This is a genomic window from Citrobacter sp. Cpo045 (assembly GCF_030332875.1).
Classification (GTDB): domain Bacteria; phylum Pseudomonadota; class Gammaproteobacteria; order Enterobacterales; family Enterobacteriaceae; genus Citrobacter; species Citrobacter portucalensis.
Genome location: NZ_JAOWGZ010000091.1, coordinates 373,799 through 399,113 on the forward strand (window position 1 = coordinate 373,799; position 25,315 = coordinate 399,113).

Below are 25,315 nucleotides of genomic sequence, written 5' to 3' on the forward strand. Positions count from 1 at the left end.
CGTTGCCGGATGGCGGCGGAAACGCCTTATCCGGCCTACGGGTCCGGAGTAGGCCTGAAAAGCACAATGCCATCAGGCCTACGATTACTGTGATTACGACTTACGTAGCATCAGCCACAGGCTTATCAGGAAGAAGCTGGCGCTTGGCAGCAGCGCACCGATAATCGGCGGAATGCCGTACACCAGCGTCAGCGGGCCAAAGATTTGGTCCAGCACATAGAACACAAAGCCAAAGCTAATCCCTGTCACCACGCGCACGCCCATCGGGACGCTACGCAGCGGACCAAAGATAAACGACAGCGCCATCAGCATCATGACCGCTACAGACAGCGGCTGGAAGACTTTGCTCCACATATTGAGCTGATAGCGTCCGGCATCCTGGCCGCTCGACTTCAGGTACTTCACGTAGTTATGCAGACCGCTAATCGACAGCGCATCAGGATCCAACGCCACAACGCCGAGCTTGTCGGGTGTCAGGTTGGTTTTCCAGGTGCCGCTCACCGTTTGCGAGCCGGTGATTTGCTTCGGATCGGTCAGGTTGGATTCATCCACCTGCGACAAACGCCAGACCTTCTGTTCCGGGTCAAACGTCGCGCTCGCAGCGTAGCGTACAGACTGCAGACGGCGCTTGTCGTTAAACGAGTAGATGCTAATCCCGCCTAACTCTGCGTCGCCTTTCACCCGCTCGATGTAGACAAAGCTGTCACCGTCTTTCGCCCACAACCCCTGCTGGGTAGAGAGCAACGAGCCGCCGTACATCTGCTGCGCACGGTAGTTACGCGCCATCTGTTCGCCTTGTGGCGCGACCCATTCGCCGATAGCCATCGTCAGCAGCACCAGCGGAATCGCGGTTTTCATCACCGACAACGCCACCTGCATACGGGTAAAGCCAGAAGCCTGCATCACCACCAGTTCACTACGCTGGGCCAGCATGCCCAGCCCCAGCAATGCCCCCAGCAGCGCCGCCATCGGGAAGAAGATCTGAATATCTTTCGGCGCACTGAGCAGGGTATACAGCCCGGCGCCCATCGCATCGTAGCTCCCCTGCCCGGCTTTTTTCAGCTGGTCAACGAACTTGATGATCCCGGAGAGCGACACCAGCATGAACAGCGTCATCATGATGGTGGTGAAAATGGTTTTACCGATATAGCGGTCAAGTACACCAAAAGGCTGCATTATACCGCTCCTTTACGCATAAAACGGGCACGTAAGCGGCGCATCGGCACCGTATCCCAGAGGTTAAGCACAATCGCCAGCGCCAGATACGCCAGGTTAACCGTCCACATCCAGAACACTGGATCCAGCTTACCTTTACCGCCGTTCGACTTCAGCGACGTCTGAACCAGGAAGAACAGCAAATAGAGCAGCATTGCTGGCAGCATCGACAGCACGCGCCCCTGACGCGGGTTCACCACGCTCAGCGGTACAACCATCAGCGCCATCATAAATACGGTGAATACTAACGTGATACGCCAGGTCAGCTCCGCGCGGGCACGATCGGTGTCGGTCGTCCACAGCGTACGCATGTTCATCTGGTCGGTATCGTTTGGATCCAGTGCCACGGCCTGATGACCGATAATCGCCTGATAATCCTGGAAGTCGGTAATGCGGAAATCGCGCAGCAGCGCGGTACCTTCAAAGCGCGTCCCCTGGTTCAGCGTCACGACCTGAGAGCCATCACGCATCTGGGTAAGATGTCCGGAATCGGCTACGACGACCGAAGGACGAGCGTTGCCTTTCGGGCGGATTTGCGCGAGGAACACGTCTTTGAAGTTGCTGCCGTCAACGCTTTCGATAAACAGCACCGAACTGCCGTTGGTCGCCTGCTGGAATTGCCCCTGAGCAAGCGCCGCCATACCGGGGTTCGCTTTCGCCTCCGCCAGGACTTCGTCCTGATGTCTGGAGGACCACGGCCCGGCCCACATCACGTTGACCGCCGCAATAATACTGGTAAACAGCGCCAGCACCATCGCCGCTTTCACGAGCACCGCCTTGCTCAGCCCGCAGGCGTGCATAACCGTAATTTCGCTTTCGGTATACAGTTTGCCCAGCGTCATCAACAGCCCGAGGAACAGGCTTAAGGGCAAGATAAGTTGCGCCATTTCTGGCACGCCCAGCCCCAGCAGCGAGAGCACCAGATTTGCCGGGATATCACCGTCAACCGCCGCACCAAGGATCCTGACCAACTTTTGACAAAAGAAGATCAAAAGCAGGATGAATAGGATCGCAAGTTGGCTTTTGAGCGTTTCCCGAACCAGATATCTTATGATTATCACTTTAAATACGCCCGTAAAAACCCGTCTTTTGCCGGAATTTAGCTTGTTTCATGGCTTAAACGTCATTTATTCTCTTGAGTCGTCGAAATCGTCGCTAAGATCATTATACTCAACGGATCCACCTCTCAGAAATTGTTCTGACGTGCCAATGCCGTAATAACGTTAAGATTAACACGAAGTCACCGCAACAGCGGGTATGAGTTACGAAAGCTTGCAATTCTATCCGTAGCCACCGCCGTTGTCTTTAAGATTCAGGAGCGTAGTGCATGGAGTTCAGTGTAAAAAGCGGTAGCCCGGAGAAACAGCGGAGTGCGTGCATCGTCGTGGGTGTCTTTGAACCACGCCGCCTCTCTCCGATTGCAGAGCAGCTCGACAAGATCAGCGACGGGTACATCAGCGCACTGCTGCGTCGCGGCGAACTGGAAGGCAAACCGGGTCAAACCCTGTTGCTGCACCATGTTCCTAACGTTCTGTCTGAGCGAATTCTCCTTATTGGTTGTGGCAAAGAGCGCGAACTTGATGAGCGCCAGTACAAGCAGGTCATTCAGAAAACCATCAATACCCTGAATGACACAGGCTCAATGGAAGCCGTCTGCTTTCTGACTGAGCTGCACGTCAAAGGGCGCAATAACTACTGGAAAGTGCGTCAGGCCGTTGAGACGGCACAGGAAACGCTGTACAGCTTTGATCAACTGAAGACCAACAAAAGTGAGCCACGTCGCCCGCTGCGTAAAATGGTCTTCAACGTGCCGACTCGCCGCGAACTGACCAGCGGTGAGCGTGCGATCCAACACGGTCTGGCGATCGCCGCCGGCATTAAAGCGGCAAAAGATCTTGGCAACATGCCGCCGAACATCTGTAACGCCGCCTACCTGGCCTCTCAGGCGCGCCAGTTGGCAGACAGCTACAGCAAAAATGTTGTGACCCGTGTAATCGGCGAGCAGCAGATGAAAGAGCTGGGCATGCACTCTTATCTGGCCGTCGGTCACGGCTCGCAGAACGAGTCGCTGATGTCGGTCATCGAGTACAAAGGCAATCCGTCCGAAGACGCGCGTCCGATTGTGCTGGTCGGTAAAGGATTAACCTTTGACTCCGGCGGTATCTCCATCAAACCAGCCGAAGGCATGGATGAGATGAAATACGACATGTGCGGCGCGGCAGCGGTATACGGCGTGATGCGCATGGTGGCCGAGCTTCAGCTCCCCATCAACGTTGTCGGTGTGCTGGCGGGCTGTGAAAACATGCCGGGTGGCCGCGCGTATCGCCCAGGCGACGTGCTGACCACGATGTCTGGACAGACCGTTGAAGTGCTCAATACGGATGCCGAAGGCCGTCTGGTGCTGTGCGACGTGTTAACCTACGTCGAGCGCTTTGAGCCAGAAGCGGTGATTGACGTCGCGACCCTGACCGGCGCGTGCGTGATTGCGCTGGGCCATCACATCACCGGCCTGATGTCGAACCACAACCCGCTGGCGCATGAGCTGATCGGTGCGTCCGAGCAGGCTGGTGACCGCGCGTGGCGTTTGCCGCTGGGTGATGAATACCAGGAGCAGTTAGAGTCCAACTTTGCGGATATGGCGAACATCGGCGGACGTCCTGGCGGTGCCATTACCGCGGGCTGCTTCCTGTCACGCTTTACCCGTAAGTACAACTGGGCGCACCTGGATATCGCTGGTACCGCATGGCGTTCAGGGAAAGCCAAAGGCGCAACCGGTCGTCCGGTCGCGCTGCTGTCGCAGTTCCTGCTCAATCGTGCCGGTTTTAACGGCGAAGAGTGATGTAAAACGCCGGGTGGCGGCTTCGCCTTACCCGGCCTACAACGTCACTCAACCGTAGGCCGGGTAAGCGTAGCGCCACCCGGCTTTGCATTTAAATCCACAACAAGAAGCCCCATATCATGAGAAACGCAACGTTCTATATTCTGGACAATGACAACACCGTCGATGGCTTAAGCGCCGTTGAACAACTGGTGTGTGAAATTGCCGCAGAACGTTGGCGTGCTGGCAAGCGCGTGCTGATCGCCTGTGAAAACGAAAAGCAGGCTCTTCGACTGGATGAAGCTCTGTGGGCGAGACCGGCAGAAAGTTTTGTTCCGCATAATCTGGCGGGAGAAGGCCCCAGAGGTGGCGCGCCGGTAGAGATTGCCTGGCCGGAGAAACGCAATAGCAGCCCGCGCGACCTGCTCATCAGTTTGCGCGTTGGCTTTGCAGATTTTGCCACCGCTTTCACAGAAGTGATAGACTTCGTTCCTTACGAAGATTCTTTGAAACAATCGGCACGCGATCGCTACAAAGCTTACCGCGTGGCTGGTTTTAACCTGAATACGGCAACCTGGAAATAATGGAAAAGACATACAACCCACAAGATATCGAACAGCCGCTTTACGAGCACTGGGAAAAGCAGGGCTATTTCAAACCTAACGGCGATGAAAGCAAAGAGTCCTTCTGCATCATGATCCCGCCGCCGAACGTCACCGGCAGTTTGCATATGGGTCATGCTTTCCAGCAAACCATCATGGATACCATGATTCGCTACCAGCGCATGCAGGGTAAAAACACCCTGTGGCAGGCCGGTACCGACCACGCGGGTATCGCTACCCAGATGGTGGTTGAGCGTAAGATTGCCGCTGAAGAAGGTAAAACCCGTCACGACTACGGTCGCGAAGCGTTTATCGACAAAATTTGGCAGTGGAAAGCGGAATCCGGCGGCACCATTACTCGTCAGATGCGCCGTCTCGGCAACTCCGTTGACTGGGAGCGCGAACGCTTCACTATGGACGAAGGTCTTTCCAATGCCGTGAAAGAAGTCTTTGTTCGCCTGTACAAAGAAGATCTGATCTACCGTGGCAAGCGTCTGGTCAACTGGGACCCGAAACTGCGCACCGCTATTTCTGATCTGGAAGTGGAAAACCGCGAGTCTAAAGGCTCCATGTGGCACATCCGCTATCCGCTGGCTGACGGCGCAAAAACCGCAGACGGTAAAGATTACCTGGTCGTCGCCACCACCCGTCCGGAAACCGTACTGGGTGATACCGGCGTGGCTGTCAACCCGGAAGATCCGCGTTATAAAGATCTGATCGGCAAATTCGTTGTCCTGCCGCTGGTTAACCGCCGCATTCCGATCGTCGGTGATGAACACGCCGACATGGAAAAAGGCACCGGTTGCGTGAAGATCACCCCGGCGCACGACTTTAACGACTACGAAGTCGGGAAACGTCACGGCCTGCCGATGATCAACATTCTGACCTTTGACGGCGACATCCGCGAAACCGCGGAAGTATACGACACCAAAGGCGAAGAGTCCGACGTTTACTCCAATGAAATCCCGGCTGAGTTCCAGAAGCTGGAACGTTTTGCTGCGCGTAAAGCGGTGGTTGCCGCCGTTGATGCGCTGGGCCTGCTGGAAGAAATTAAACCGCACGACCTGACCGTACCTTACGGCGACCGTGGAGGCGTGGTTATCGAACCGATGCTGACCGACCAGTGGTACGTCCGTGCCGACGTGTTGGCAAAACCGGCGGTTGAAGCGGTTGAGAACGGCGACATCCAGTTCGTACCGAAGCAGTACGAAAACATGTACTTCTCCTGGATGCGTGATATTCAGGACTGGTGTATTTCCCGTCAGCTGTGGTGGGGTCACCGCATCCCGGCATGGTATGACAACGACGGCAATGTCTACGTTGGCCGTACCGAAGACGAAGTGCGTCAGGAAAACAACCTCGGTGCCGACGTTGCGCTGCGCCAGGACGAAGACGTTCTCGATACCTGGTTCTCTTCTGCACTGTGGACCTTCTCTACGCTGGGCTGGCCGGAAAATACCGACGCACTGCGTCAGTTCCACCCAACCAGCGTGATGGTTTCCGGCTTCGACATTATCTTCTTCTGGATTGCCCGCATGATCATGATGACCATGCACTTCATCAAAGATGAAAACGGCAAGCCGCAGGTTCCGTTCAAGACCGTCTACATGACCGGTCTGATTCGTGACGACGAAGGCCAGAAGATGTCCAAATCCAAGGGCAACGTGATTGACCCACTGGATATGGTCGACGGTATCTCTCTGGCAGAACTGCTGGAGAAACGTACCGGCAACATGATGCAGCCGCAGCTGGCTGAGAAAATTGCCAAACGTACCGAGAAGCAGTTCCCGGACGGCATCGAGCCGCACGGCACCGACGCCTTGCGTTTCACCCTGGCGGCGCTGGCCTCTACCGGTCGCGATATCAACTGGGACATGAAGCGTCTGGAAGGTTACCGTAACTTCTGTAACAAGCTGTGGAACGCCAGCCGCTTCGTACTGATGAACACCGAAGATCAGGATTGCGGCTTCAACGGCGGCGAAATGACCCTGTCTCTGGCGGACCGCTGGATCCTCGCTGAATTCAACCAGACCATCAAAGCGTACCGCGAAGCGCTGGATAACTTCCGCTTCGATATCGCCGCGGGCATTCTGTACGAGTTCACCTGGAACCAGTTCTGCGACTGGTATCTGGAGCTGACCAAGCCGGTCATGAACGGTGGTTCCGAATCTGAACTGCGCGGCACCCGCAATACGCTGGTCACCGTGCTGGAAGGTCTGCTGCGCCTGGCGCACCCAATCATTCCGTTCATCACCGAGACCATCTGGCAGCGCGTGAAAGTGATTTGTGGCAACACTGCAGATACCATCATGCTGCAGCCGTTCCCGGAATATAACGCAGCGCAGGTTGATGAAGCGGCGCTGGCCGATACCGAATGGCTGAAGCAGGCGATCGTCGCCGTACGTAACATCCGTGCGGAAATGAACATCGCCCCGGGCAAACCGCTGGAGCTGCTGCTGCGTGGTTGCAGCGCTGATGCGATGCGTCGCGTGAACGACAACCGTAGCTTCCTGCTGAACCTGGCACGTCTGGAAAGCATTACCGTGCTGCCAGCCGATGACAAAGGCCCGGTCTCCGTGACCAAAATCATCGACGGCGCCGAACTGCTGATCCCAATGGCTGGCCTCATCAACAAAGAAGATGAGCTGACACGTCTGGCGAAAGAAGTGGCGAAAATCGAAGGCGAGATTGCCCGTATCGAAGGCAAACTTTCCAACGAAGGTTTCGTTGCCCGCGCACCGGAAGCGGTTATCGCCAAAGAGCGTGAGAAGCTGGACGGTTACGCAGAAGCCAAAGCGAAGCTGATTGAACAGCAGGCGGTCATCGCCGCGCTGTAATTGCCTATGCCGGATAGCGCTGCTCTTATCCGGCAAACGGGCACCGTCATCGTAGGTCGGATAAGCGTAGCGCATCCGACACTGCAGACGATAAAGCCTCTGACGCATATGCTCAGAGGCTTTTTATTGAATTATCCTCGCTTGCGCTTCCCCTCGCCGCAGTGGTATTAACTGCATATGTCTCACTTTTATGTCATGAGTTCGCTATGAGTGCCATTACCTCCGTCGCGGCAACGCTGCGCCGAATTTCTGCCGATGATAACGCCGCCATTGCCCGCGTGATCCGCAAAGTTTCCGCTGAATACGGGCTTACCGCCGATAAAGGCTATACCGTTGCCGACCCTAATCTGGACGAACTGTTCCAGGTTTACAGCCAGCCGGGCGCGGCCTACTGGGTGGTTGAGCAAAACGGTGAAGTCGTGGGCGGCGGCGGCGTTGCGCCGTTAGGATGTAGTGAACCGGACATTTGCGAGCTGCAAAAGATGTACTTCCTGTCGAGCGCGCGCGGTCAGGGGCTGGCGAAAAAGCTGGCATTGATGGCGCTCGAACATGCCCGCGAGCAGGGTTTTAAACAGTGCTATCTGGAGACCACAGCGTTTCTGACTGAGGCAATCCGCCTGTATGAGCATTTAGGCTTTGAGCATATCAGCGAAGCGCTGGGCTGTACCGGGCACGTGGATTGTGAAGTGCGGATGTTAAAGCCCCTCTGACCTTATGCCGAGAGGCTTTAGCCGCGTTACTGCATCTCGGCTGAGAGCATCAGTCGAATAACGCCAGCCGCGCGGGCGGTTGGCAGCTTCAGCACCTGTGACCAGAGATCCTGCACTATCTCACAGGCAATCTTCTCTTTGCCGATCGCTTTAGTCGGATCGGCCATGATCTGAATATCCGGCCCATAGCGCTGTACTAGCCCAGGGCTTATTGCTTGCAGATCCTGCAACGCCAGCTGTTTCTCTTCTGCCGTGACCGTATGTTTGTTCGGACCATAGGCAGCACGCATCATACTCATATCACTCGCCATACGACGGTTCATGATCTCACGCGGAACCAGGCGTGCCGGGTTAATCCCCCCTTTCACTGCCGGAAACAGAAAGCGGAAGCATTCGTCATCACCTATTTTGGCCACAGCAGCGATCTGCTCAAGGTTAATCTTCATATATTCAATGACATTGGCATCTGGCGCCTGCTGCAATCTTGCCATTTGCAACTGAAGAATTTGCGGCTGTATCGCGTCGATAACCTGCTGTTCGCTACTCCCTGCTTTCTTCATCTGCGCTGCCTGGCTGATAATTTTTTGTGTCAGCTCAGGTTCCTGCTCCTTAATCACCTGAAACGCCGGATTGGAGAGCATCGCCTTTTCAAATTGCTGCTCTTCGGTCAGACCATAATCCGGGCTTTCGCGTGGGATCAGGTAGTGCACATCAAACAGATTCCACGCGATGATCGCCACCACAAAAACCACCGCGCCGGAGATCTTGCCCAGCCAGCCTTTTTTGCGAAACATGCCGACGACGATAGCAATCACCGCCCCGATATAACCTGCCAACAAAACGTGTGCCCAGTTCATTAACCATCCTTATGCCAAATCATCTCTGTTACGGGGATATATTTCCCCTTCGTGTGTTTTGATTATTACGGCAGCAGCGAGCGATTTCCAGCCACCAGATTTTGCTAACAGAAACAGGAAGGATTAAACCGCGCGGCGATGGACACCGCGCGTCAAAGAAAGGAATTAAGCTGGCACACCACTGTGAAAACGGAATTCATCGTCAGGAGAGGTGATCAACGCGGCTTCTACTTCGCCAAAGAACCGCACCCGGCTACTGATATCATCAGCCGAAACCTGCTGCGCCAGCGCCAGATAGTCCTGATAGTGCCGCGCCTCGGATCGCAGCAGCGACAGATAAAACGCCTGCAAATCGTCATCCAGATACGGTGCCAGCGCGGCGAACCGTTCACAGGAACGCGCCTCAATATAAGCCCCGCAAATCAGTTTATCGATTAACGTCAGCGGCTCGTGGGTGCGTACCTCTTTGAGCATGCCTTTAGCGTAACGGCTGGCGGTAATCTTAATATAGGGAATGTTGCGGCTCATCATCGCCTCACGCACCTGCCAGAAGTGATGCAGCTCTTCTTTGATCAGCAAAACCATGCTGTCGATAAGCTTGCGTCCCCACGGGTCGTCGGTTTGCGGCATCACGCTTTTGCTTATCTGTTTATTCAGCGCGATAAAATCCGGCTCATCCCCTTCTCTGAAAGCAAACGCTTCATAGGGTTTCAGCCAGTCCAGCAGCGCCTGCGATCCCTGTTTATCTGCGACATACTTACGCACCAGCAGCATCGCCGTTTGCGCCGCTTTCAGCTCACAGACGAGGTGATCGGTCAATAACAGTGGGAGATTCGCCGGGTCTCGCGCTTTATCAAGCCAGGCCTGGGGCGTTTTACAGTGCAGGAAGTTGTGGATCGGGGAGAGTATTTGCAGGTAATCCATACGTTGTCCTTGGCCTGCGGCAGCCTGGGCTACCGCAGGTCAGTTGATGACTTAGTGACGCACGCCGTCATCATCTTCGTCGACGAGGTCTTCATCGTCGCCGTCTTCACCTTCTTCGCCGTTCGGGTCTTCAAAATAGGTGCCCCAACCGTCGTATTCCACATCATATTTTTCGGCCAGGTTGATCAGTTGCTCAACCTGAGCATCGATCAACTCCGCATTCAGTGCACATTCGCTCAGAATGTCACAGCAAATAACCGTGTCGCCTTCTTCCACTTCCAGCTCTTCCGGCTCGGTCACTTCATAACCCAGCTTGAAGGCTTCTACTGCCGCTTTTTCCAGGGTTTCGAAGTCATCCGCGGAAAGGTGATGCTCGATGGTGTACAGCGCGTCTGGATCGCTGCCATCTTCGAGTAACTCTTCAATAATCAAGCGCGTTTCTTCACGCTGTTCTTCCAGTAGTTCCGGGTTTGCCATGGCTCGTTCCTCATAATGTCCTGCCGATACTCTTATTGTCACATACCGCTGTCATTGCCTCCACCTTTCCAGGAAAGATTTGTTAAACAAGGTTGCAAATGAATAAACATCCATATAAATTGAATTTTAATTCAATAAATGGCCTAAGCCATGTGAGGGAACCATGTCTGCGTTTTATCAGAAACATTTTTTGAAACTGCTTGATTTCACCTCTGCTGAACTCACGTCACTGCTTCAGCTCGCCGCACAGCTGAAGGCGGATAAGAAAAACGGCACTGAAGTCGCAAAGCTCACCGGTAAAAACATCGCGCTCATCTTCGAAAAAGACTCAACCCGTACCCGTTGCTCTTTCGAAGTTGCCGCATACGATCAGGGCGCGCGCGTGACATATCTCGGGCCGAGCGGCAGCCAGATTGGCCATAAAGAGTCGATCAAAGACACCGCCCGCGTACTCGGCCGTATGTACGACGGTATTCAGTATCGGGGCCACGGTCAGGAGATTGTCGAGACGCTGGCGGAATATGCCGGAGTTCCGGTGTGGAACGGATTAACCAACGAGTTTCATCCCACCCAGCTGCTGGCGGATCTGTTAACTATGCATGAACACCTGCCGGGTAAAGCGTTTAATGAGATGACGCTGGTCTACACCGGTGATGCCCGCAACAATATGGGTAATTCCATGCTGGAAGCCGCCGCGTTAACCGGGCTGGATCTGCGTCTGGTCGCACCGCAGGCCTGCTGGCCGGAAGAAAGTCTGGTTGCGGAGTGCAAAGCGCTGGCACAGAAAAACGGCGGCAATATTACGCTGACCGAAGATGTCGCCACGGGCGTGAAAGACGCAGACTTCATCTATACCGACGTCTGGGTATCAATGGGCGAGGCAAAAGAGAAGTGGGCCGAACGTATTGCGCTGCTGCGTAAGTACCAGGTTAATAGCGCGATGATGGCGTTGACCGGCAATCCGCAGGTGAAATTCCTGCACTGCTTGCCCGCGTTTCATGACGATCAAACCACGCTTGGCAAACAAATGGCACAGGAATATGGTCTGCACGGTGGAATGGAAGTGACCGATGAGGTCTTTGAATCCCCCGCCAGTATCGTATTTGATCAGGCAGAAAACCGGATGCACACCATCAAAGCGGTGATGGTGGCGACGCTGGCGAAGTAAGAGCATGGATGAAAAGAATGCCGGATGGCGATGCTAAGCATCTTATCCGGCCTACAACCGCGCTCCCGTAGGCCGGGCAAGGCGAAGCCGCCCCCCCGGCAAATACGCTTATGCCACCCGCATTTTCACCACGGCTTTGCGTACCAGCGCTGGTGCACCGACCGCGCACAGCGGTTTATGCACTTCGCCCGGATAGAACACAACGAAATCACCTTCGTTCAGCACCACCGTTTTTTCCTGTACTCCTTCCGGCAGGAAAGCGATATCTTTATCCGCCAGCCAGTCAGTTTCCGGCGCGCCCGCAGGCTGCGTGCTGAAGGTCATGCCTTCCTGACCTTTGAGCAGAATCTGAATATCCAGATAGCGCGCGTGATATTCAGCGCGGCGCTGTGCAAACGGCTCCGTCATATCTTCAGCAATCAGATAAAACAGGCGATCGCCGTCGATGTCGTGCTTACCTTTTTCCGTCTCATCCGTCACATGCGCTTTAATGTGTTCAATCGCCTGACGCAGCTCTTCCGGCAGCCAGGCATCCAGGTTGTGAATATTGCCGACAATCATCTTAAACCCCTTAATTAAAACATCGTTTCATTTTAGTTGTTATACGAAAAAACGGTCTGCCATACTACTGCTATTTGCCGATATTTTGCGTCAACGCATGTTTATCTCATTGTTGCTGTTTGGCATTCAGGGTGAATGAATATTCATGAGAATCGTTTGCGATGAATAATTTGTGCATTTTTCGCTTGATCCCATAACGGAGCTGAGTATAATCGCGGACAATTTGCCGGGAGGATGTATGGTTCAGTGTGTACGACATTTTGTCTTACCGCGTCTGAAAAAGGACGCTGGCCTGCCGTTTTTCTTTCCGTTGATCACCCATTCCGAGCCCCTCAATTGAGGGGCTTTTTTTTTGCCCAGGCGTCAGGAGATAAACATGGCTAACCCGCTCTATCAAAAACACATCATTTCCATAAACGACCTCAGCCGCGATGACCTCAATCTGGTCCTCGCAACAGCGGCGAAATTAAAAGCTAACCCACAGCCGGAGCTGTTAAAGCATAAGGTTATCGCCAGCTGCTTCTTTGAAGCCTCAACCCGCACCCGTTTATCCTTTGAAACCTCCATGCATCGCCTGGGCGCCAGCGTGGTGGGTTTCTCTGACAGCAGCAATACCTCTCTGGGCAAAAAAGGTGAAACGCTGGCCGACACTATTTCCGTCATCAGCACCTATGTCGACGCCATCGTAATGCGCCATCCGCAGGAAGGCGCCGCGCGTCTGGCTACGGAGTTCTCCGGTAACGTTCCGGTACTGAACGCAGGCGACGGCTCCAACCAACATCCCACCCAAACGCTGCTGGATCTGTTCACCATTCAGGAAACTCAGGGTCGCCTGGACAATCTGCACATCGCCATGGTGGGTGACCTGAAATATGGCCGCACCGTCCATTCCCTGACCCAGGCGCTGGCGAAGTTCGAAGGTAACCGTTTCTACTTCATCGCCCCGGACGCGTTGGCGATGCCGCAATACATTCTGGATATGTTGAATGAAAAAGGTATCGCCTGGAGCCTCCACGGCACTATTGAAGAGGTGATGGCGGAGGTCGATATCCTCTATATGACCCGCGTACAAAAAGAGCGTCTGGACCCGTCCGAATACGCCAACGTGAAAGCGCAGTTTGTTCTGCGCGCCAGCGATCTGAACGGCGCCAGAGCAAACATGAAGGTACTGCATCCGCTGCCGCGTATCGATGAGATCACCACCGACGTCGACAAGACGCCGCACGCCTGGTATTTCCAGCAGGCTGGCAACGGCATCTTCGCCCGCCAGGCGTTACTGGCACTGGTACTGAATAGCGAACTGGCACTGTAAGGGAGAAAAAGAGATGACACACGATAACAAACTGCAGGTTGAAGCCATCAAACGTGGCACCGTGATTGACCATATTCCCGCACAGGTTGGTTTTAAGCTGCTGACGCTGTTTAAACTGACGGAAACTGACCAGCGTATCACCATCGGCCTGAACCTGCCGTCAGGCGAGATGGGCCGTAAGGACCTGATTAAAATTGAAAACACGTTCCTGACCGATGAGCAGGTAAACCAGCTATCCCTGTACGCCCCGCAGGCAACGGTAAACCGCATTGACGATTACGACGTGGTGGGTAAATCACGTCCGAGCCTGCCAGAGCGTATCGACAATGTACTGGTTTGCCCGAACAGCAACTGTATCAGCCATGCTGAGCCGGTTTCCTCCAGTTTTGCAGTGAAAAAGCGTGCCGATGACATCGCACTCAAATGCAAATACTGTGAAAAAGAGTTTTCGCATTATGTGGTGCTGGCCAACTAATTGGGGTTGGTTATGAGATCCCGGCTCCCTATAATGAGCGGGAACATTCTACTACCGCTGTAATTCAGGAGAAATCATGAGCAAGACTATCGCGACGGAAAATGCACCAGCAGCAATCGGCCCATACGTTCAGGGCGTTGACTTGGGTAGCATGGTAATCACTTCCGGTCAGATCCCGGTCGATCCGAAAACCGGTGCCGTAGCGGAAGACGTGTCCGCTCAGGCACGTCAGTCGCTGGAAAACGTAAAAGCTATCGTTGAAGCAGCAGGCCTGAAAGTGGGCGACATCGTAAAAACGACCGTTTTCGTTAAAGACCTGAACGATTTCGCAACCGTAAACGCGACCTACGAAGCGTTCTTCACCGAACACAACGCGACCTTCCCGGCGCGTTCTTGCGTGGAAGTTGCCCGTCTGCCGAAAGACGTGAAAATCGAGATTGAAGCGATCGCCGTTCGTCGCTAAGTCTCCTTGTGCCGGATGGCGGCTTCGCCTCGTCCGGCCAATGCACGGGTCGTTTACAGGCCCGGTAAGCGTAAGCGCCACCGGGCATTTATCACATCACGCCAAACAGTTTCGGCAGGAACAGCGAAATCGCCGGAATGTACGTCACGAGCATCAGCACCAGGAATAGCACAAGGTAGAATGGCAACATCGCCTTCACCACCTGCTCTATTTTCTGTTTACTCACCGCACTGGCCACAAACAGCACCGAACCTACCGGCGGCGTAATCAGGCCGATCCCTAAGTTCACCAGCATGATCATGCCGAAATGGACCGGATCAATGCCGAGCGCGTTGGTCACCGGCAGCAGAACCGGCGTCAGAATGAGGATCAGCGGTGCCATATCCATCAGCGTACCGATCAGCAGCAGCATGATGTTAATACACATCAGGATGACGTATTTGTTGTCCGAGATGCTGGTGAAGGCTTCAGTGATACGCATCGGCAACTGCATATAAGTCATGACGGCCCCAAACGCGGCGGCAAAACCTATCAGGATCATGACGATAGTGACCGTCTTCACCGTGCGGAACATCAGCTTCGGCAGCTCAGACCATTTATAGTCACGATAGATAAACATGGTGACAAAGAAGGCCCACAGGCAGGCAATTGCCGCAGACTCCGTTGCGGTAAAGATACCTGACAGGATACCGCCCATGATGATCACAACGGTCATCAGGCCCCACAGCGTATCAACGAAAATCGTCAGCGCCTGGCGAAACGGTACACGTTCTCCTTTTGGATAACCGCGCTTGTGTGCAAAAGCCACGCACATCACCATCAGGCTGAGGCTTAACAGCAGCCCCGGCAGGATCCCGGCGATGAACAGCGCGGCAATCGACACCGTGCCGCCGGTCGCCAGCGAGTAGATAACCGAGTTATGGCTGGGCGGCGTAAGAATCGCCTGTACCGAACCACTGGCCGTTACCGCTGCGGCAAAGTCACGCGGATAACCTTTTTTATCCATCTCCGGGATCATTACCGAACCGATGGACGCGGTATCAGCCACAGACGATCCGGAAATAGCGCCAAAAAAGGTTGATGCCACAATGTTTACCAGCGACAGTCCGCCGCGGATAAAACCAACAAAAATATAGGCAAAGTTCACCAGTCGCCGCGCAATTCCCCCTTCGGCCATGATTGCCCCAGCCAGAATAAAGAATGGGATCGCTAACAGAGAGAACTTGTTCACCCCGCTGGTCAGTTGGATCATTACCGCTTCCAGCGGAATATCAATATACCAGGCCCCAATGATGGCGCTAATGCCAACCGCGTACGCTACCGGTACCCCAATCGCCAGCATAATGCCGAGCGTAAAGACGAGAATAAATGCATCCATCTGCTTTCCTTTCTGAAATGGGGGCGGTAACTAGCTGGTCGATCCCAGCATGACAACGGGACGTTGGTACTGCGGACCACGGAAAATCTTTTCAGCGATAAACAGCAGCGTTATGGCAGAGCCAATCGGCAACGGAAGATAGTTTTGCCCGGCGCTTAAAAGCGGGAATTCCGCCACGGGCTGGTCCCACAGTTCAAGACAGAGATTGGTTCCGTACCAGAGGATAAACAGGCTTATCGCCACCAACATAACGTCTGCGATTACCGAGCAATAACGGCGGGAAGCATCCCCCAGACGGTCAATCACCATACTTACCGCAATATGCGAGCCTGCGCGATAGCTTACCGCCGCGCCAATAAAGGTGAATGTCACCATACAGAGAATAGCGACGGGTTCAGGCCATGACAGGGCGTTATTCAGAACATAACGCGCGAATATACCAATGGGGATAATGGCGACCATGACCAATAATGCGATACCGGCAATCCACATTGACACCCGATAAAGAAAATCCATTACCGATGAATAGCATTCACCCATAATTATCACCTCGAATTAATCAAAAGATTCAGGCGGAGGGTTGATATCCTCCACCTGATGAATTACTTCACATCCTGAATACGTTTGATCAAATCCTGGTGGTCTTTACCATAATTATCCCGCACTGACTGCGTGGCTTTATAGAAATAGTCCGTATCAATATCGTGGAACTGAACGCCGTTGGCTTTCATGGTCTCCAGTGATTTCGCATTATAATCCTGCCAAAGTTTTCGTTGCTCTATCTGTGCTTCTTTGGCGAGTTTAATAATGAGATCCTGATCTTCTTTTTTCAACTTATCCCATTTAGCTTTCGAAAACAGAAAAAGCTCAGGAATAATAAAGTGTTTGCTCCAGGTATAGTTTTTCACGACCGGCAAATAGTTATGCGCAACAAACGTTGGCGGGTTATTTTCCGTGCCATCAATAACGCCGGTCTGCATGCCGCTAAATACTTCACTGACGCCCATGACAACGGAGTTAGCGCCCATCGCTTTCAGGGTATCCAGCGCTATCGGACTTCCTTGAACGCGGATTTTCATACCGTGTAAATCTTCCGGTTTCACCACCGGATTTTTGGTGATCAGGTTACGCGTGCCGGCATCCATCCAGCCGAGAAACACCAGCCGCGATTTGGTATTAGCCGTCAGACGGTCGCCAATCTCCTGACCGATCATGCCGTCGAGAACCTTATGCAGATGGTCCTCATCGCGGAAAATATATGGCAGGGTAAACACGTTAATTTCAGGGAGAATGGCGGCAACAGGCGTCATTGAGACACGAATAATATCGATAGCGCCTAATTGCGCCTGTTCAATCATCTGTTTTTCATCGCCTAACACGCCACCAGGAAATGTTTTAATCTCCAGACGCCCGTCGGTCGCGGCGCTAAGTTTTTCCCCCATATGTTTGACAGCAACAACGTTAGGGTAATCAGCCGGATGCACATCTGCGGCGCGAAAAGTTTGTGCCAGCGTTGCATGACTCATCAGTAATACAGACGCGCCAATACATAGACTTAACAGGTTTTTTGTCAGTTTCATTTGTCCTTCTCCAGAAGTTCATAATATCCATTAACAGGAATAGCTTGCAGAGCAAATGACTGCCGGAATTAAAAACGGGCAGCGAGAAACTTTCTTAACGACGTTACCTGTGCAGACTAACTGGTGTAACAATTTATTTCGATGACTGCGTTCACAAAAAATCGCAGATGCTTAAAATTTTTAGCACACTGTTTCATTTTTGCAATGCAGATCGTTTTATTGATAAAAAAACAACGCAAGGAAGGCGATTTGATACTAATAACACCCGTTAGCATTTCAATAAAAATAAAACACTAATGTTGCGAAGTAATATCTTCGAATGAAAATGAGGAATGCAGGATGGTATTAACACCATCCTGCTGAGGCGTTTGATGTTTACTGCCAGCCGTAGCGACGGCTATAAAAACCTTTCACTAATTGAGTCAATGTCATGTAACCCGCCAGAATCGCAATCAGCCACGGGAAGTAGCTCAGCGGCAATGCCTGCAATTGCAGATAGCTGGCCAGCGGCGAGAACGGTAATGCAATGCCGACGACCATCACCACCAGCGTCATCAGCATCAGCGGCCACGCGGCGCGGCTCTGGATGAACGGCACGCGACGGGTACGGATCATATGCACAATCAACGTTTGCGACAGTAGGCCCACCACGAACCAGCCAGACTGGAACAACGTCTGATGTTCAGGAGTATTGGCATGGAAGACGAACCACATCAGGCAAAAGGTCAGAATGTCAAAGATCGAGCTGATCGGTCCAAAGAAGATCATAAAGCGGCCCAATTCGCTGGGATTCCAGCGCTGCGGCTTTTTGATCTGCTCTTCGTCGACGTTATCAAACGGAATCGCCACCTGGGATACATCGTACAGCAGGTTCTGAATCAGTAAGTGCAGCGGTAACATCGGCAGGAACGGTAAGAAGGCGCTCGCCACCAGCACGCTAAACACGTTACCGAAGTTTGAACTGGCCGTCATTTTGATGTACTTCAGCATGTTAGAGAAGGTACGGCGTCCTTCAATCACCCCTTCTTCCAGCACCATCAGGCTCTTTTCCAGCAGGATGATATCCGCCGCTTCACGCGCAATATCAACCGCGCCGTCAACGGAGATACCAATGTCCGCCGCGCGCAGTGCCGGGGCATCGTTTATACCATCGCCCATAAAGCCGACCACATGGCCTTCGCGCTTGAGCAGCGTGACAATGCGCTCTTTGTGCATTGGCGTCAGACGGGCAAACAGCGTGGTGCGCTGAGCAAGCCGAGCCAGCTCATCATCGCTTAACCCTTCAATGCTGCTACCGATAACCACATCGCCCGCATCCAGCCCCACTTCATGACACACTTTTGCCGCCACCAGTTCGCTATCGCCAGTGAGGATTTTCACCGTAATGCCGCTGGCTTTCAGCGCTTTAAGCGCAGGTGCGGTGGTCTCTTTCGGCGGATCGAGGAACGCAATATAGCCTTCGAGGATCAGATCTGATTCATCAATACGCTGGTAATCACCTTCACGCGCTGGCAGGTATTTCGTCGCCACCGCCACCACACGCAGCCCCTGGCGGTTCAGCGTGTCCGTAACGCGTTTCACCCGACGCAGCATGTTGTCATCTAACGGGACTATCTCACCGTTGTGACGCACCTGGGTACATACGCTGAGGATCTCCTGTAGCGCCCCTTTACAGACCAACTGGTGCACATCGGTTTCTTCTGCCACCACTACCGACATGCGGCGACGTTCAAAATCAAACGGGATCTCATCGATTTTCTGCCAGCGAGTCGAGAGCTGGCGGGCTGATTCTTCGTCCACACCTTCCAGCACCGCCGTATCCAGCAGATTCTTCAGCCCGGTCTGATAATGGCTGTTCAGCCACGCAGAATGCAGGACATGTTCGCTGGGTTTACCAGAGATATCCGTATGATTCTCAAGTACAATTTTATCCTGAGTCAGGGTGCCGGTTTTATCAGTGCACAGGGTATCCATTGCGCCAAAGTTTTGGATGGCGTCGAGGTGTTTGACGATGACCTTTTGTTTTGACAGCTTCACCGCCCCACGCGCCAGCGTTGAGGTGACGATCATCGGCAGCATTTCCGGTGTCAGTCCCACCGCCACAGACAGGGCAAACAGCGCCGCTTCCCACCAGTCACCTTTGGTGTAACCGTTGATAATAAGCACGATGGGCGCCATCACCAGCATAAAGCGGATCAGCAGCATGCTGACGCGGCTGATCCCTTTCTGGAAGGCATTCTGCTCGCTTTCCTGCTCGCTGACGCGACCCGCCAGTTGCCCGAACCAGGTGTTGGCGCCGGTTGAAATCACGATGGCCTGCGCCGTGCCGCTCACCACGTTGGTGCCCATAAAGCACAGGGTATCGCATTCCAGCGGGTTGCTTTGCTGCGGATCGCGGCTGGTTGCCACTTTCTCCACCGGCAGCGATTCACCGGTCAGCGAAGCCTGGGCGACGAACAGGTCACGAGCCTGCACCACGCGCAGATCGGCCGGGATCATATCCCCTGCCGCCAGCTTGATGACATCGCCGGGAACCAACTGGTCGATCGGCAGTTCAACCCAGCCGTTCTCCCCTTTCTCGTTGATGACGCGCAGCACCGTGGCGGTGTTGCTGACCATCGCTTTCAGCGCATCAGCCGCTTTGGTGGAACGCGCCTCTTGCACAAAATTCAGCAGCGTAGAGATGACGACCATCAGGGCGATGACGCCAGCGGCAAACAGATCTTCGGTGGCATAGGAAATCGCCCCGAGAATGGTCAGCAGTATATTAAACGGGTTGCGATAGCAGACCCACAGATGCACCCACCAGGGTGACGGCTTCTGTGCCGGCAACTGGTTCTCGCCATGTATTTCGCGGGCGTTCTCGACTTCTGCGGCGTTTAAGCCTTCCGGATGAGCGCCGAACGTTTTCCACAGCGCGTCTTCGTCCATCAGCGCCATTTTCAGGCAATGTTCGCTCAGCGATGGCGGGATCGGTGTGCTGGCAACGGTCTGAGCATTCGGCAACGGATCGCGATGCACCAGACGATGTGGTAAATGGCGGCTTAGCCGGGCAAACAGCTGGCGAGTCATATTTTTGAACATAGGCAGTCCCTCTGCACCAGTATAAACAGGCGCAGTAAATCCTTCAGGCGTGGCAAAGCCTTGCCTGGTGGCAATATTAAAATCACAACAGGGACGTCAGAACGTCACTGTCTTACTGTTCCGGTAAGACAGTGAAAGACAGGCTTACCGGAAAGGGTTGTTTCTCCATCTCGGGAGAGGGGTGGGATCGGGATCCATATAGCCTCCGGTAAGTGAATGATTTGCGCCGCGGATTATACGCAGAAAACCATAAGGTTTGTGGCAATTATGGCGGTATGATAAACCATGGAAACTAAACCAAACGTATACCAGACTTTGCCCATTGCGCCGCGCTTGAGTAAAGTTATTCTCTATTTGGCATAACTTCACACGCAACACGGGAAAACAGGATGCAAAATCGGCTGACCATTAAAGACATCGCCCGCTTAAGCGGTGTGGGAAAATCAACCGTTTCCCGTGTGCTCAACAATGAAAGCGGCGTGAGTGAACGCACCCGCGAACGCGTTGAGGCGGTGATGAATCAGCACGGTTTTTCCCCTTCCCGCTCCGCACGCGCTATGCGCGGACAAAGCGACAAGGTGGTGGCGATTATCGTCACGCGTCTGGACTCGCTTTCGGAAAATCTCGCCGTGCAGACCATGCTGCCCGCCTTTTATGAACAGGGCTACGATCCGATCATGATGGAAAGCCAGTTCTCGCCCGAGCTGGTTGAAGAACATCTCGGCATGCTCAGACGCCGCAACATTGATGGCGTGGTGCTGTTTGGTTTTACCGGCATTACTGAAGCCATGCTCGCCTCCTGGCAAGATTCTCTGGTGCTGCTGGCAAGAGATGCAAAAGGCTTTGCCTCCGTCTGCTATGACGATGAGGGTGCCATTCGTACCCTGATGCAGCGTTTATACGAACGCGAGCATCGCCATATTAGCTTTCTTGGTGTTCCGCATAGCGATGTGACCACTGGTAAACGCCGCCATGAGGCTTACCTGGCATTCTGTAAAAAACACAAACTGCATCCTGTGGCCGCGCTGCCGGGTCTGGCCATGAAGCAGGGCTATGAGCAGGCCGCCAACGTCATCACCCCGGAAACCACCGCTTTAGTCTGTGCGACGGATACCCTTGCCCTTGGCGTCAGCAAATACCTGCAGGAGCAGCGGATTGAGAACCTGCAGCTGGCGAGCGTGGGCAGCACGCCGCTGATGAAATTCCTCCATCCGGAAATTATCACCGTCGATCCTGGATACGCCGAAGCCGGGCGACAAGCGGCCTCGCAGCTGATCGAACAGATCAACGGCCGCAGCGAACCACGACAAATCGTTATTCCTTCCACCCTCTCCTGATCGCTTTCTGAGCATTAATTTGTGATCTTCGCTGCGTTTCGGGAACGTTCCCATTTTTAAATATTCATCGAAGATATACTCTGGCGCCAACAACGAGAGAGTTGCCGAATGACGACGCAACAGCGTCTTTTCCGGTCTACGGGGAACACACACCATCATGAGCAAAATAAAACAAGCAGACATTGACCGGCTAATTGAGCTGGTTGGCGGGCGCGACAATATCGCTACAGTGAGTCACTGCATTACTCGCCTGCGTTTTGTGCTGAATCAGCCTGCAAACGCCAGGCCGAAAGAGATCGAATTGTTGCCAATGGTCAAAGGCTGCTTCACCAACGCCGGGCAGTTTCAGGTGGTAATTGGCACCGAGGTGGGCGATTACTACAAAGCGCTGTTGGCGACCACCGGACAAGCCAGTGCCGACAAAGAGCAGGCAAAGAAAGCGGCGCGGCAGAATATGAAATGGCACGAGCAGTTGATTTCTCACTTCGCGGAGATCTTCTTCCCGCTGCTGCCAGCACTGATTAGCGGCGGCCTGATCTTAGGTTTCCGTAACGTGATCGGCGATCTGCCCATGAGTAACGGGCAGACGCTGGCGCAGATGCATCCTTCGCTGAAAACCCTCTATGACTTCCTGTGGCTGATTGGCGAAGCGATCTTCTTCTATTTGCCGGTCGGGATTTGTTGGTCGGCGGTCAAGAAAATGGGCGGTACGCCGATCCTCGGTATTGTGCTGGGCGTGACCCTGGTTTCTCCGCAACTGATGAACGCCTATTTGCTCGGTCAGCAGGTGCCGGACGTGTGGAACTTCGGCCTGTTCAGCATTGAGAAAGTGGGCTACCAGGCGCAGGTCATTCCGGCACTGTTGGCCGGGCTGGCGCTCGGGTTTATTGAAACACGCATGAAGCGCATCGTCCCGGATTACCTGTATCTGGTGATCGTCCCGGTGTGCTCGCTGATCCTTGCGGTATTCCTTGCGCACGCCTTTATCGGTCCATTTGGCCGCATGATTGGCGACGGTGTCGCGTTTGCGGTCCGTCATCTGCTGACCGGCAGTTTTGCTCCGATTGGCGCGGCGCTGTTCGGCTTCCTGTACGCCCCGCTGGTGATCACCGGTGTGCATCAGACCACGCTGGCTATCGACATGCAGATGATTCAGAGCATGGGCGGCACGCCGGTATGGCCACTGATCGCACTGTCGAATATCGCTCAGGCCTCTGCGGTGGTCGGGATCATTATCTCCAGTCGCAAACACAACGAACGTGAAATTTCCGTTCCTGCCGCGATCTCCGCCTATCTCGGGGTAACTGAACCAGCGATGTACGGGATCAACCTGAAATACCGCTTCCCAATGCTGTGCGCGATGATCGGCTCCGGTCTCGCCGGACTGCTGTGCGGCCTGAACGGTGTGCTGGCGAACGGGATTGGCGTCGGCGGTTTGCCGGGCATCCTCTCCATCCAGCCGACTTACTGGCAGGTCTTTGGCATGGCGATGGTCATTGCGATTGTCATCCCAATGGTACTGACCTCATTCGTTTACCAGCGTAAACACCGTCTGGGCACATTACAGATTGTCTAACTTTTCTTCGGGGCGCAGTTGCGCCCCAGCGTATTTCCAGGAAACAACCATGAATATTCCCCACTGGTGGCAAAACGGCGTTATCTATCAGGTTTACCCCAAGAGTTTTCAGGACACCACTGGCAGCGGCACCGGAGATTTACGCGGCGTGACGCAGCGCCTCGACTATCTGCAAAAGCTGGGCGTTGATGCCATCTGGCTGACGCCGTTCTATATTTCGCCGCAGGTTGATAACGGTTACGACGTCGCAGACTACACGTCTGTCGATCCGGCCTACGGCACGCTGGAAGACTTTGATGAACTGGTGGCGCAGGCGAAAGCGCGCGGCATCCGTATTATTCTCGACATGGTGTTTAACCACACCTCAACCCAGCACGCCTGGTTTCGTGAAGCGCTGGATAAAGACAGCCCGTATCGTCAGTTTTATTTCTGGCGCGATGGCACGCCAGACTGCCCGCCAAATAACTGGCGCTCCAAGTTTGGCGGCAACGCCTGGGGCTGGCACGCCGAAAGCGAGCAGTACTATCTGCACCTCTTTGCTCCGGAGCAAGCCGACCTGAACTGGGAAAACCCGGCGGTACGCGCCGAGCTAAAGAAAGTGTGCGAGTTCTGGGCCGATCGCGGCGTGGACGGATTGCGCCTCGACGTGGTGAATCTTATCTCTAAAGATCAGGACTTCCCGAACGATCCCGACGGCGATGGACGCCGTTTTTATACCGACGGCCCACGCGCGCATGAATTTTTGCGTGAGATGAACCGCGATGTTTTTACTCCACGCAACCTGATGACGGTCGGCGAAATGTCTTCCACTACGCTTGAACATTGCCAGCAGTACGCCGCACAAGATGGTAGTGAACTGTCGATGACCTTTAACTTCCACCACCTGAAAGTGGATTACCCCAACGGTGAGAAGTGGACGTTAGCAAAACCCGATTATGTGGCGCTAAAAACCCTGTTCCACCACTGGCAGCAGGGCATGCACAATCAGGCATGGAACGCGCTGTTCTGGTGTAACCACGATCAGCCGCGCATCGTGTCGCGTTTTGGCGATGAAGGTAAATACCGCGTTCCGTCGGCCAAAATGCTGGCGATGGTGCTGCATGGCATGCAGGGCACCCCCTACATCTACCAGGGTGAAGAGATTGGCATGACCAACCCGCACTTCCGCCAGATTACCGATTATCGCGATGTGGAAAGCCATAACATGTTTGCCGAGTTGAACGGCCAGGGACGCGATGCGCAAGAACTGCTGGCGATCCTCGCCAGTAAATCACGCGATAACAGCCGCACGCCGATGCAATGGGATAGCAGCAAACACGCGGGCTTCACCTACGGCGAGCCGTGGATCAATCTGTGTGACAACGCAGCAGACATCAACGTGGCGGCAGCACTGAACGATACCGACTCGGTGTTCTACACCTATCAGAAGCTGATCGCCTTGCGCAAAGCGGAGCCGGTTATCACCTGGGGCGACTACCAGGATCTGCTACCGGACAGCCCGCATCTGTGGTGCTATCAACGAGAGTGGCAAGGGCAGCGGCTGCTGGTCATTGCCAATCTGAGCGGTACCTTTCAGAGCTGGCAGCCAGCCCAGACCGACGGAAACTGGCAGGTGCTGATGCACAACTATGCCGAGGTTGCCAGCCAACCTGGGGAAATGACACTGCGTCCTTTTGAGGCCGTCTGGTGGGTGCAAAAATAGCTTGCAATTATGTTCAGGCCCGGTACGCATAGCGCTACCGGGCGTTGCTATATACGCTTAGCTTAGCTTCCTGTTTTTGTTGAATAATTAATCAGAATTTTCTGCCCACAATTTACAATCGCTGTACTGCCCGTCATCTGTACGCTCCGATTTTTACTTTGCGCTACATCAAATAAATCGTAAACATCCTTGATGCAAATCACTACATATAGAACTTAAAATGCACGCCGACCCAATAT

General features: G+C 53.9%; 25 protein-coding genes. 13 read left to right on the top strand and 12 right to left on the bottom strand.

Features of this window, described 5'->3' with window-relative positions; all coding sequences use genetic code 11:
• Positions 1–93 precede the first annotated feature (93 nt).
• From lptG to OGY13_RS10460, 3 genes are all read right to left on the bottom strand, one after another.
• A complete protein-coding gene (gene lptG / locus OGY13_RS10450) occupies positions 94–1,176 on the bottom strand; it encodes an LPS export ABC transporter permease LptG (RefSeq protein WP_008786067.1) in 1,083 nt (360 codons plus the stop codon).
• A complete protein-coding gene (lptF, locus tag OGY13_RS10455) occupies positions 1,176–2,276 on the bottom strand; it encodes an LPS export ABC transporter permease LptF (protein ID WP_032942200.1) in 1,101 nt (366 codons plus the stop codon). The genes lptG and lptF overlap by 1 nt, the downstream gene beginning before the upstream one ends.
• Positions 2,277–2,338: 62 nt before the next feature.
• On the bottom strand, positions 2,339–2,389 hold the full coding sequence (locus OGY13_RS10460; RefSeq protein WP_212723231.1) for a hypothetical protein: 51 nt from the start codon (positions 2,387–2,389) through the stop codon (positions 2,339–2,341).
• A gap of 153 nt (positions 2,390–2,542) precedes the next feature.
• On the opposite strand from OGY13_RS10460, the gene pepA reads away from it, so the two are divergent.
• From pepA to OGY13_RS10480, 4 genes are all read left to right on the top strand, one after another.
• Positions 2,543–4,054 (top strand): leucyl aminopeptidase, encoded by a 1,512-nt coding sequence (gene pepA / locus OGY13_RS10465; RefSeq protein WP_003025870.1) that lies wholly within the window; start codon positions 2,543–2,545, stop codon positions 4,052–4,054.
• A gap of 119 nt (positions 4,055–4,173) precedes the next feature.
• Entirely contained in the window at positions 4,174–4,617 is a 444-nt protein-coding gene (gene holC / locus OGY13_RS10470) for a DNA polymerase III subunit chi (protein WP_003830256.1), read from the top strand.
• Positions 4,617–7,472 (top strand): valine--tRNA ligase, encoded by a 2,856-nt coding sequence (locus tag OGY13_RS10475; RefSeq protein ID WP_213752387.1) that lies wholly within the window; start codon positions 4,617–4,619, stop codon positions 7,470–7,472. Before holC ends, OGY13_RS10475 begins: the two co-directional genes overlap by 1 nt.
• A 206-nt stretch (positions 7,473–7,678) precedes the next feature.
• Positions 7,679–8,182 carry a GNAT family N-acetyltransferase gene (locus OGY13_RS10480; protein ID WP_003025856.1) on the top strand — a complete coding sequence of 168 codons (504 nt, stop codon included), beginning with the start codon at positions 7,679–7,681 and terminating at the stop codon, positions 8,180–8,182.
• Between the two features lie 26 nt (positions 8,183–8,208).
• Here OGY13_RS10480 and OGY13_RS10485 read toward each other — a convergent pair whose 3' ends face one another.
• The 3 genes from OGY13_RS10485 to rraB form a co-directional block, all read right to left on the bottom strand.
• The gene (locus tag OGY13_RS10485) at positions 8,209–9,039 is read right to left on the bottom strand and encodes a hypothetical protein (protein ID WP_060682819.1); all 831 of its coding nucleotides are present in this window, start codon (positions 9,037–9,039) and stop codon (positions 8,209–8,211) included.
• A gap of 165 nt (positions 9,040–9,204) precedes the next feature.
• Positions 9,205–9,963 (bottom strand): tRNA isopentenyl-2-thiomethyl-A-37 hydroxylase MiaE, encoded by a 759-nt coding sequence (gene miaE, locus OGY13_RS10490; RefSeq protein WP_008786061.1) that lies wholly within the window; start codon positions 9,961–9,963, stop codon positions 9,205–9,207.
• A gap of 51 nt (positions 9,964–10,014) precedes the next feature.
• The gene (gene rraB, locus OGY13_RS10495) at positions 10,015–10,440 is read right to left on the bottom strand and encodes a ribonuclease E inhibitor RraB (RefSeq protein ID WP_060682821.1); all 426 of its coding nucleotides are present in this window, start codon (positions 10,438–10,440) and stop codon (positions 10,015–10,017) included.
• Between the two features lie 98 nt (positions 10,441–10,538).
• On the opposite strand from rraB, the gene argL reads away from it, so the two are divergent.
• Positions 10,539–10,634 carry a putative translational regulatory protein ArgL gene (gene argL / locus OGY13_RS25120; protein WP_370867251.1) on the top strand — a complete coding sequence of 32 codons (96 nt, stop codon included), beginning with the start codon at positions 10,539–10,541 and terminating at the stop codon, positions 10,632–10,634.
• Positions 10,604–11,608: an ornithine carbamoyltransferase gene (gene argF / locus OGY13_RS10500; protein WP_079934455.1), complete on the top strand. Its 1,005-nt coding sequence runs from the start codon at positions 10,604–10,606 to the stop codon at positions 11,606–11,608. Before argL ends, argF begins: the two co-directional genes overlap by 31 nt.
• A 108-nt stretch (positions 11,609–11,716) precedes the next feature.
• Here the strand turns inward: argF and OGY13_RS10505 are convergent, their stop codons facing one another.
• Complete coding sequence (locus tag OGY13_RS10505; RefSeq protein WP_048215052.1) at positions 11,717–12,169, bottom strand: YhcH/YjgK/YiaL family protein; 453 nt, start codon at positions 12,167–12,169, stop codon at positions 11,717–11,719.
• A 238-nt stretch (positions 12,170–12,407) separates the two neighbouring features.
• Here OGY13_RS10505 and pyrL point away from each other — a divergent pair, with 238 nt between their 5' ends.
• From pyrL to ridA, 4 genes are all read left to right on the top strand, one after another.
• Positions 12,408–12,509 carry a pyr operon leader peptide gene (gene pyrL, locus OGY13_RS10510; protein WP_003025819.1) on the top strand — a complete coding sequence of 34 codons (102 nt, stop codon included), beginning with the start codon at positions 12,408–12,410 and terminating at the stop codon, positions 12,507–12,509.
• 36 nt (positions 12,510–12,545) lie between these two features.
• Positions 12,546–13,481 (top strand): aspartate carbamoyltransferase, encoded by a 936-nt coding sequence (gene pyrB, locus OGY13_RS10515; RefSeq protein ID WP_003025818.1) that lies wholly within the window; start codon positions 12,546–12,548, stop codon positions 13,479–13,481.
• A gap of 13 nt (positions 13,482–13,494) precedes the next feature.
• On the top strand, positions 13,495–13,956 hold the full coding sequence (pyrI, locus tag OGY13_RS10520; RefSeq protein ID WP_003025816.1) for an aspartate carbamoyltransferase regulatory subunit: 462 nt from the start codon (positions 13,495–13,497) through the stop codon (positions 13,954–13,956).
• Positions 13,957–14,032: 76 nt separating this feature from the next.
• Positions 14,033–14,419, top strand: coding sequence for a 2-iminobutanoate/2-iminopropanoate deaminase (ridA, locus tag OGY13_RS10525; RefSeq protein ID WP_000047544.1), 387 nt, complete (start codon positions 14,033–14,035; stop codon positions 14,417–14,419).
• Positions 14,420–14,510: 91 nt separating this feature from the next.
• Here the strand turns inward: ridA and OGY13_RS10530 are convergent, their stop codons facing one another.
• The 5 genes from OGY13_RS10530 to mgtL all read right to left on the bottom strand — a co-directional run bounded on the left by OGY13_RS10530 (position 14,511) and on the right by mgtL (position 20,659).
• The gene (locus OGY13_RS10530; RefSeq protein ID WP_213752388.1) at positions 14,511–15,797 is read right to left on the bottom strand and encodes a TRAP transporter large permease; all 1,287 of its coding nucleotides are present in this window, start codon (positions 15,795–15,797) and stop codon (positions 14,511–14,513) included.
• 30 nt (positions 15,798–15,827) lie between these two features.
• Positions 15,828–16,337, bottom strand: a complete 510-nt coding sequence (locus tag OGY13_RS10535) for a TRAP transporter small permease (RefSeq protein WP_020996255.1) — start codon at positions 16,335–16,337, stop codon at positions 15,828–15,830.
• Between the two features lie 62 nt (positions 16,338–16,399).
• The gene (locus tag OGY13_RS10540) at positions 16,400–17,377 is read right to left on the bottom strand and encodes a TRAP transporter substrate-binding protein (RefSeq protein WP_008786055.1); all 978 of its coding nucleotides are present in this window, start codon (positions 17,375–17,377) and stop codon (positions 16,400–16,402) included.
• Between the two features lie 375 nt (positions 17,378–17,752).
• On the bottom strand, positions 17,753–20,461 hold the full coding sequence (gene mgtA, locus OGY13_RS10545) for a magnesium-translocating P-type ATPase (RefSeq protein WP_394804100.1): 2,709 nt from the start codon (positions 20,459–20,461) through the stop codon (positions 17,753–17,755).
• A 144-nt stretch (positions 20,462–20,605) separates the two neighbouring features.
• The gene (gene mgtL, locus OGY13_RS25045) at positions 20,606–20,659 is read right to left on the bottom strand and encodes a mgtA regulatory leader peptide MgtL (RefSeq protein WP_223240846.1); all 54 of its coding nucleotides are present in this window, start codon (positions 20,657–20,659) and stop codon (positions 20,606–20,608) included.
• Positions 20,660–20,850: 191 nt separating this feature from the next.
• Between mgtL and treR the strand changes: the two genes are divergently transcribed.
• The 3 genes from treR (at position 20,851) to treC (ending at position 25,076) form a co-directional block, all read left to right on the top strand.
• Positions 20,851–21,798, top strand: a complete 948-nt coding sequence (gene treR, locus OGY13_RS10550) for a trehalose operon repressor TreR (RefSeq protein ID WP_032942194.1) — start codon at positions 20,851–20,853, stop codon at positions 21,796–21,798.
• 157 nt (positions 21,799–21,955) lie between these two features.
• Positions 21,956–23,374 carry a PTS trehalose transporter subunit IIBC gene (gene treB, locus OGY13_RS10555; protein WP_048215055.1) on the top strand — a complete coding sequence of 473 codons (1,419 nt, stop codon included), beginning with the start codon at positions 21,956–21,958 and terminating at the stop codon, positions 23,372–23,374.
• Positions 23,375–23,423: 49 nt separating this feature from the next.
• Entirely contained in the window at positions 23,424–25,076 is a 1,653-nt protein-coding gene (gene treC / locus OGY13_RS10560) for an alpha,alpha-phosphotrehalase (protein ID WP_213752389.1), read from the top strand.
• Positions 25,077–25,315: the final 239 nt, after the last annotated feature.

Excerpts from the sequence above, each read along its gene's own strand:
- OGY13_RS10530 (WP_213752388.1), bottom strand. The coding sequence starts at position 15,797 with ATGGATGCATTTATTCTCGTCTTTACGCTCGGCATTATGCTGGCGATT.
- ridA (WP_000047544.1), top strand. The coding sequence starts at position 14,033 with ATGAGCAAGACTATCGCGACGGAAAATGCACCAGCAGCAATCGGCCCA.
- OGY13_RS10485 (WP_060682819.1), bottom strand. The coding sequence starts at position 9,039 with ATGAACTGGGCACACGTTTTGTTGGCAGGTTATATCGGGGCGGTGATT.
- treB (WP_048215055.1), top strand. The coding sequence starts at position 21,956 with ATGAGCAAAATAAAACAAGCAGACATTGACCGGCTAATTGAGCTGGTT.
- holC (WP_003830256.1), top strand. The coding sequence starts at position 4,174 with ATGAGAAACGCAACGTTCTATATTCTGGACAATGACAACACCGTCGAT.
- OGY13_RS10475 (WP_213752387.1), top strand. The coding sequence starts at position 4,617 with ATGGAAAAGACATACAACCCACAAGATATCGAACAGCCGCTTTACGAG.
- OGY13_RS10540 (WP_008786055.1), bottom strand. The coding sequence starts at position 17,377 with ATGAAACTGACAAAAAACCTGTTAAGTCTATGTATTGGCGCGTCTGTA.
- argF (WP_079934455.1), top strand. The coding sequence starts at position 10,604 with ATGTCTGCGTTTTATCAGAAACATTTTTTGAAACTGCTTGATTTCACC.
- OGY13_RS10535 (WP_020996255.1), bottom strand. The coding sequence starts at position 16,337 with ATGGGTGAATGCTATTCATCGGTAATGGATTTTCTTTATCGGGTGTCA.
- pyrL (WP_003025819.1), top strand. The coding sequence starts at position 12,408 with ATGGTTCAGTGTGTACGACATTTTGTCTTACCGCGTCTGAAAAAGGAC.
- rraB (WP_060682821.1), bottom strand. The coding sequence starts at position 10,440 with ATGGCAAACCCGGAACTACTGGAAGAACAGCGTGAAGAAACGCGCTTG.
- treR (WP_032942194.1), top strand. The coding sequence starts at position 20,851 with ATGCAAAATCGGCTGACCATTAAAGACATCGCCCGCTTAAGCGGTGTG.
- treC (WP_213752389.1), top strand. The coding sequence starts at position 23,424 with ATGAATATTCCCCACTGGTGGCAAAACGGCGTTATCTATCAGGTTTAC.
- lptG (WP_008786067.1), bottom strand. The coding sequence starts at position 1,176 with ATGCAGCCTTTTGGTGTACTTGACCGCTATATCGGTAAAACCATTTTC.
- pepA (WP_003025870.1), top strand. The coding sequence starts at position 2,543 with ATGGAGTTCAGTGTAAAAAGCGGTAGCCCGGAGAAACAGCGGAGTGCG.
- miaE (WP_008786061.1), bottom strand. The coding sequence starts at position 9,963 with ATGGATTACCTGCAAATACTCTCCCCGATCCACAACTTCCTGCACTGT.
- OGY13_RS10480 (WP_003025856.1), top strand. The coding sequence starts at position 7,679 with ATGAGTGCCATTACCTCCGTCGCGGCAACGCTGCGCCGAATTTCTGCC.
- pyrB (WP_003025818.1), top strand. The coding sequence starts at position 12,546 with ATGGCTAACCCGCTCTATCAAAAACACATCATTTCCATAAACGACCTC.
- mgtA (WP_394804100.1), bottom strand. The coding sequence starts at position 20,461 with ATGTTCAAAAATATGACTCGCCAGCTGTTTGCCCGGCTAAGCCGCCAT.
- OGY13_RS10505 (WP_048215052.1), bottom strand. The coding sequence starts at position 12,169 with ATGATTGTCGGCAATATTCACAACCTGGATGCCTGGCTGCCGGAAGAG.
- pyrI (WP_003025816.1), top strand. The coding sequence starts at position 13,495 with ATGACACACGATAACAAACTGCAGGTTGAAGCCATCAAACGTGGCACC.
- argL (WP_370867251.1), top strand. The coding sequence starts at position 10,539 with ATGAATAAACATCCATATAAATTGAATTTTAATTCAATAAATGGCCTA.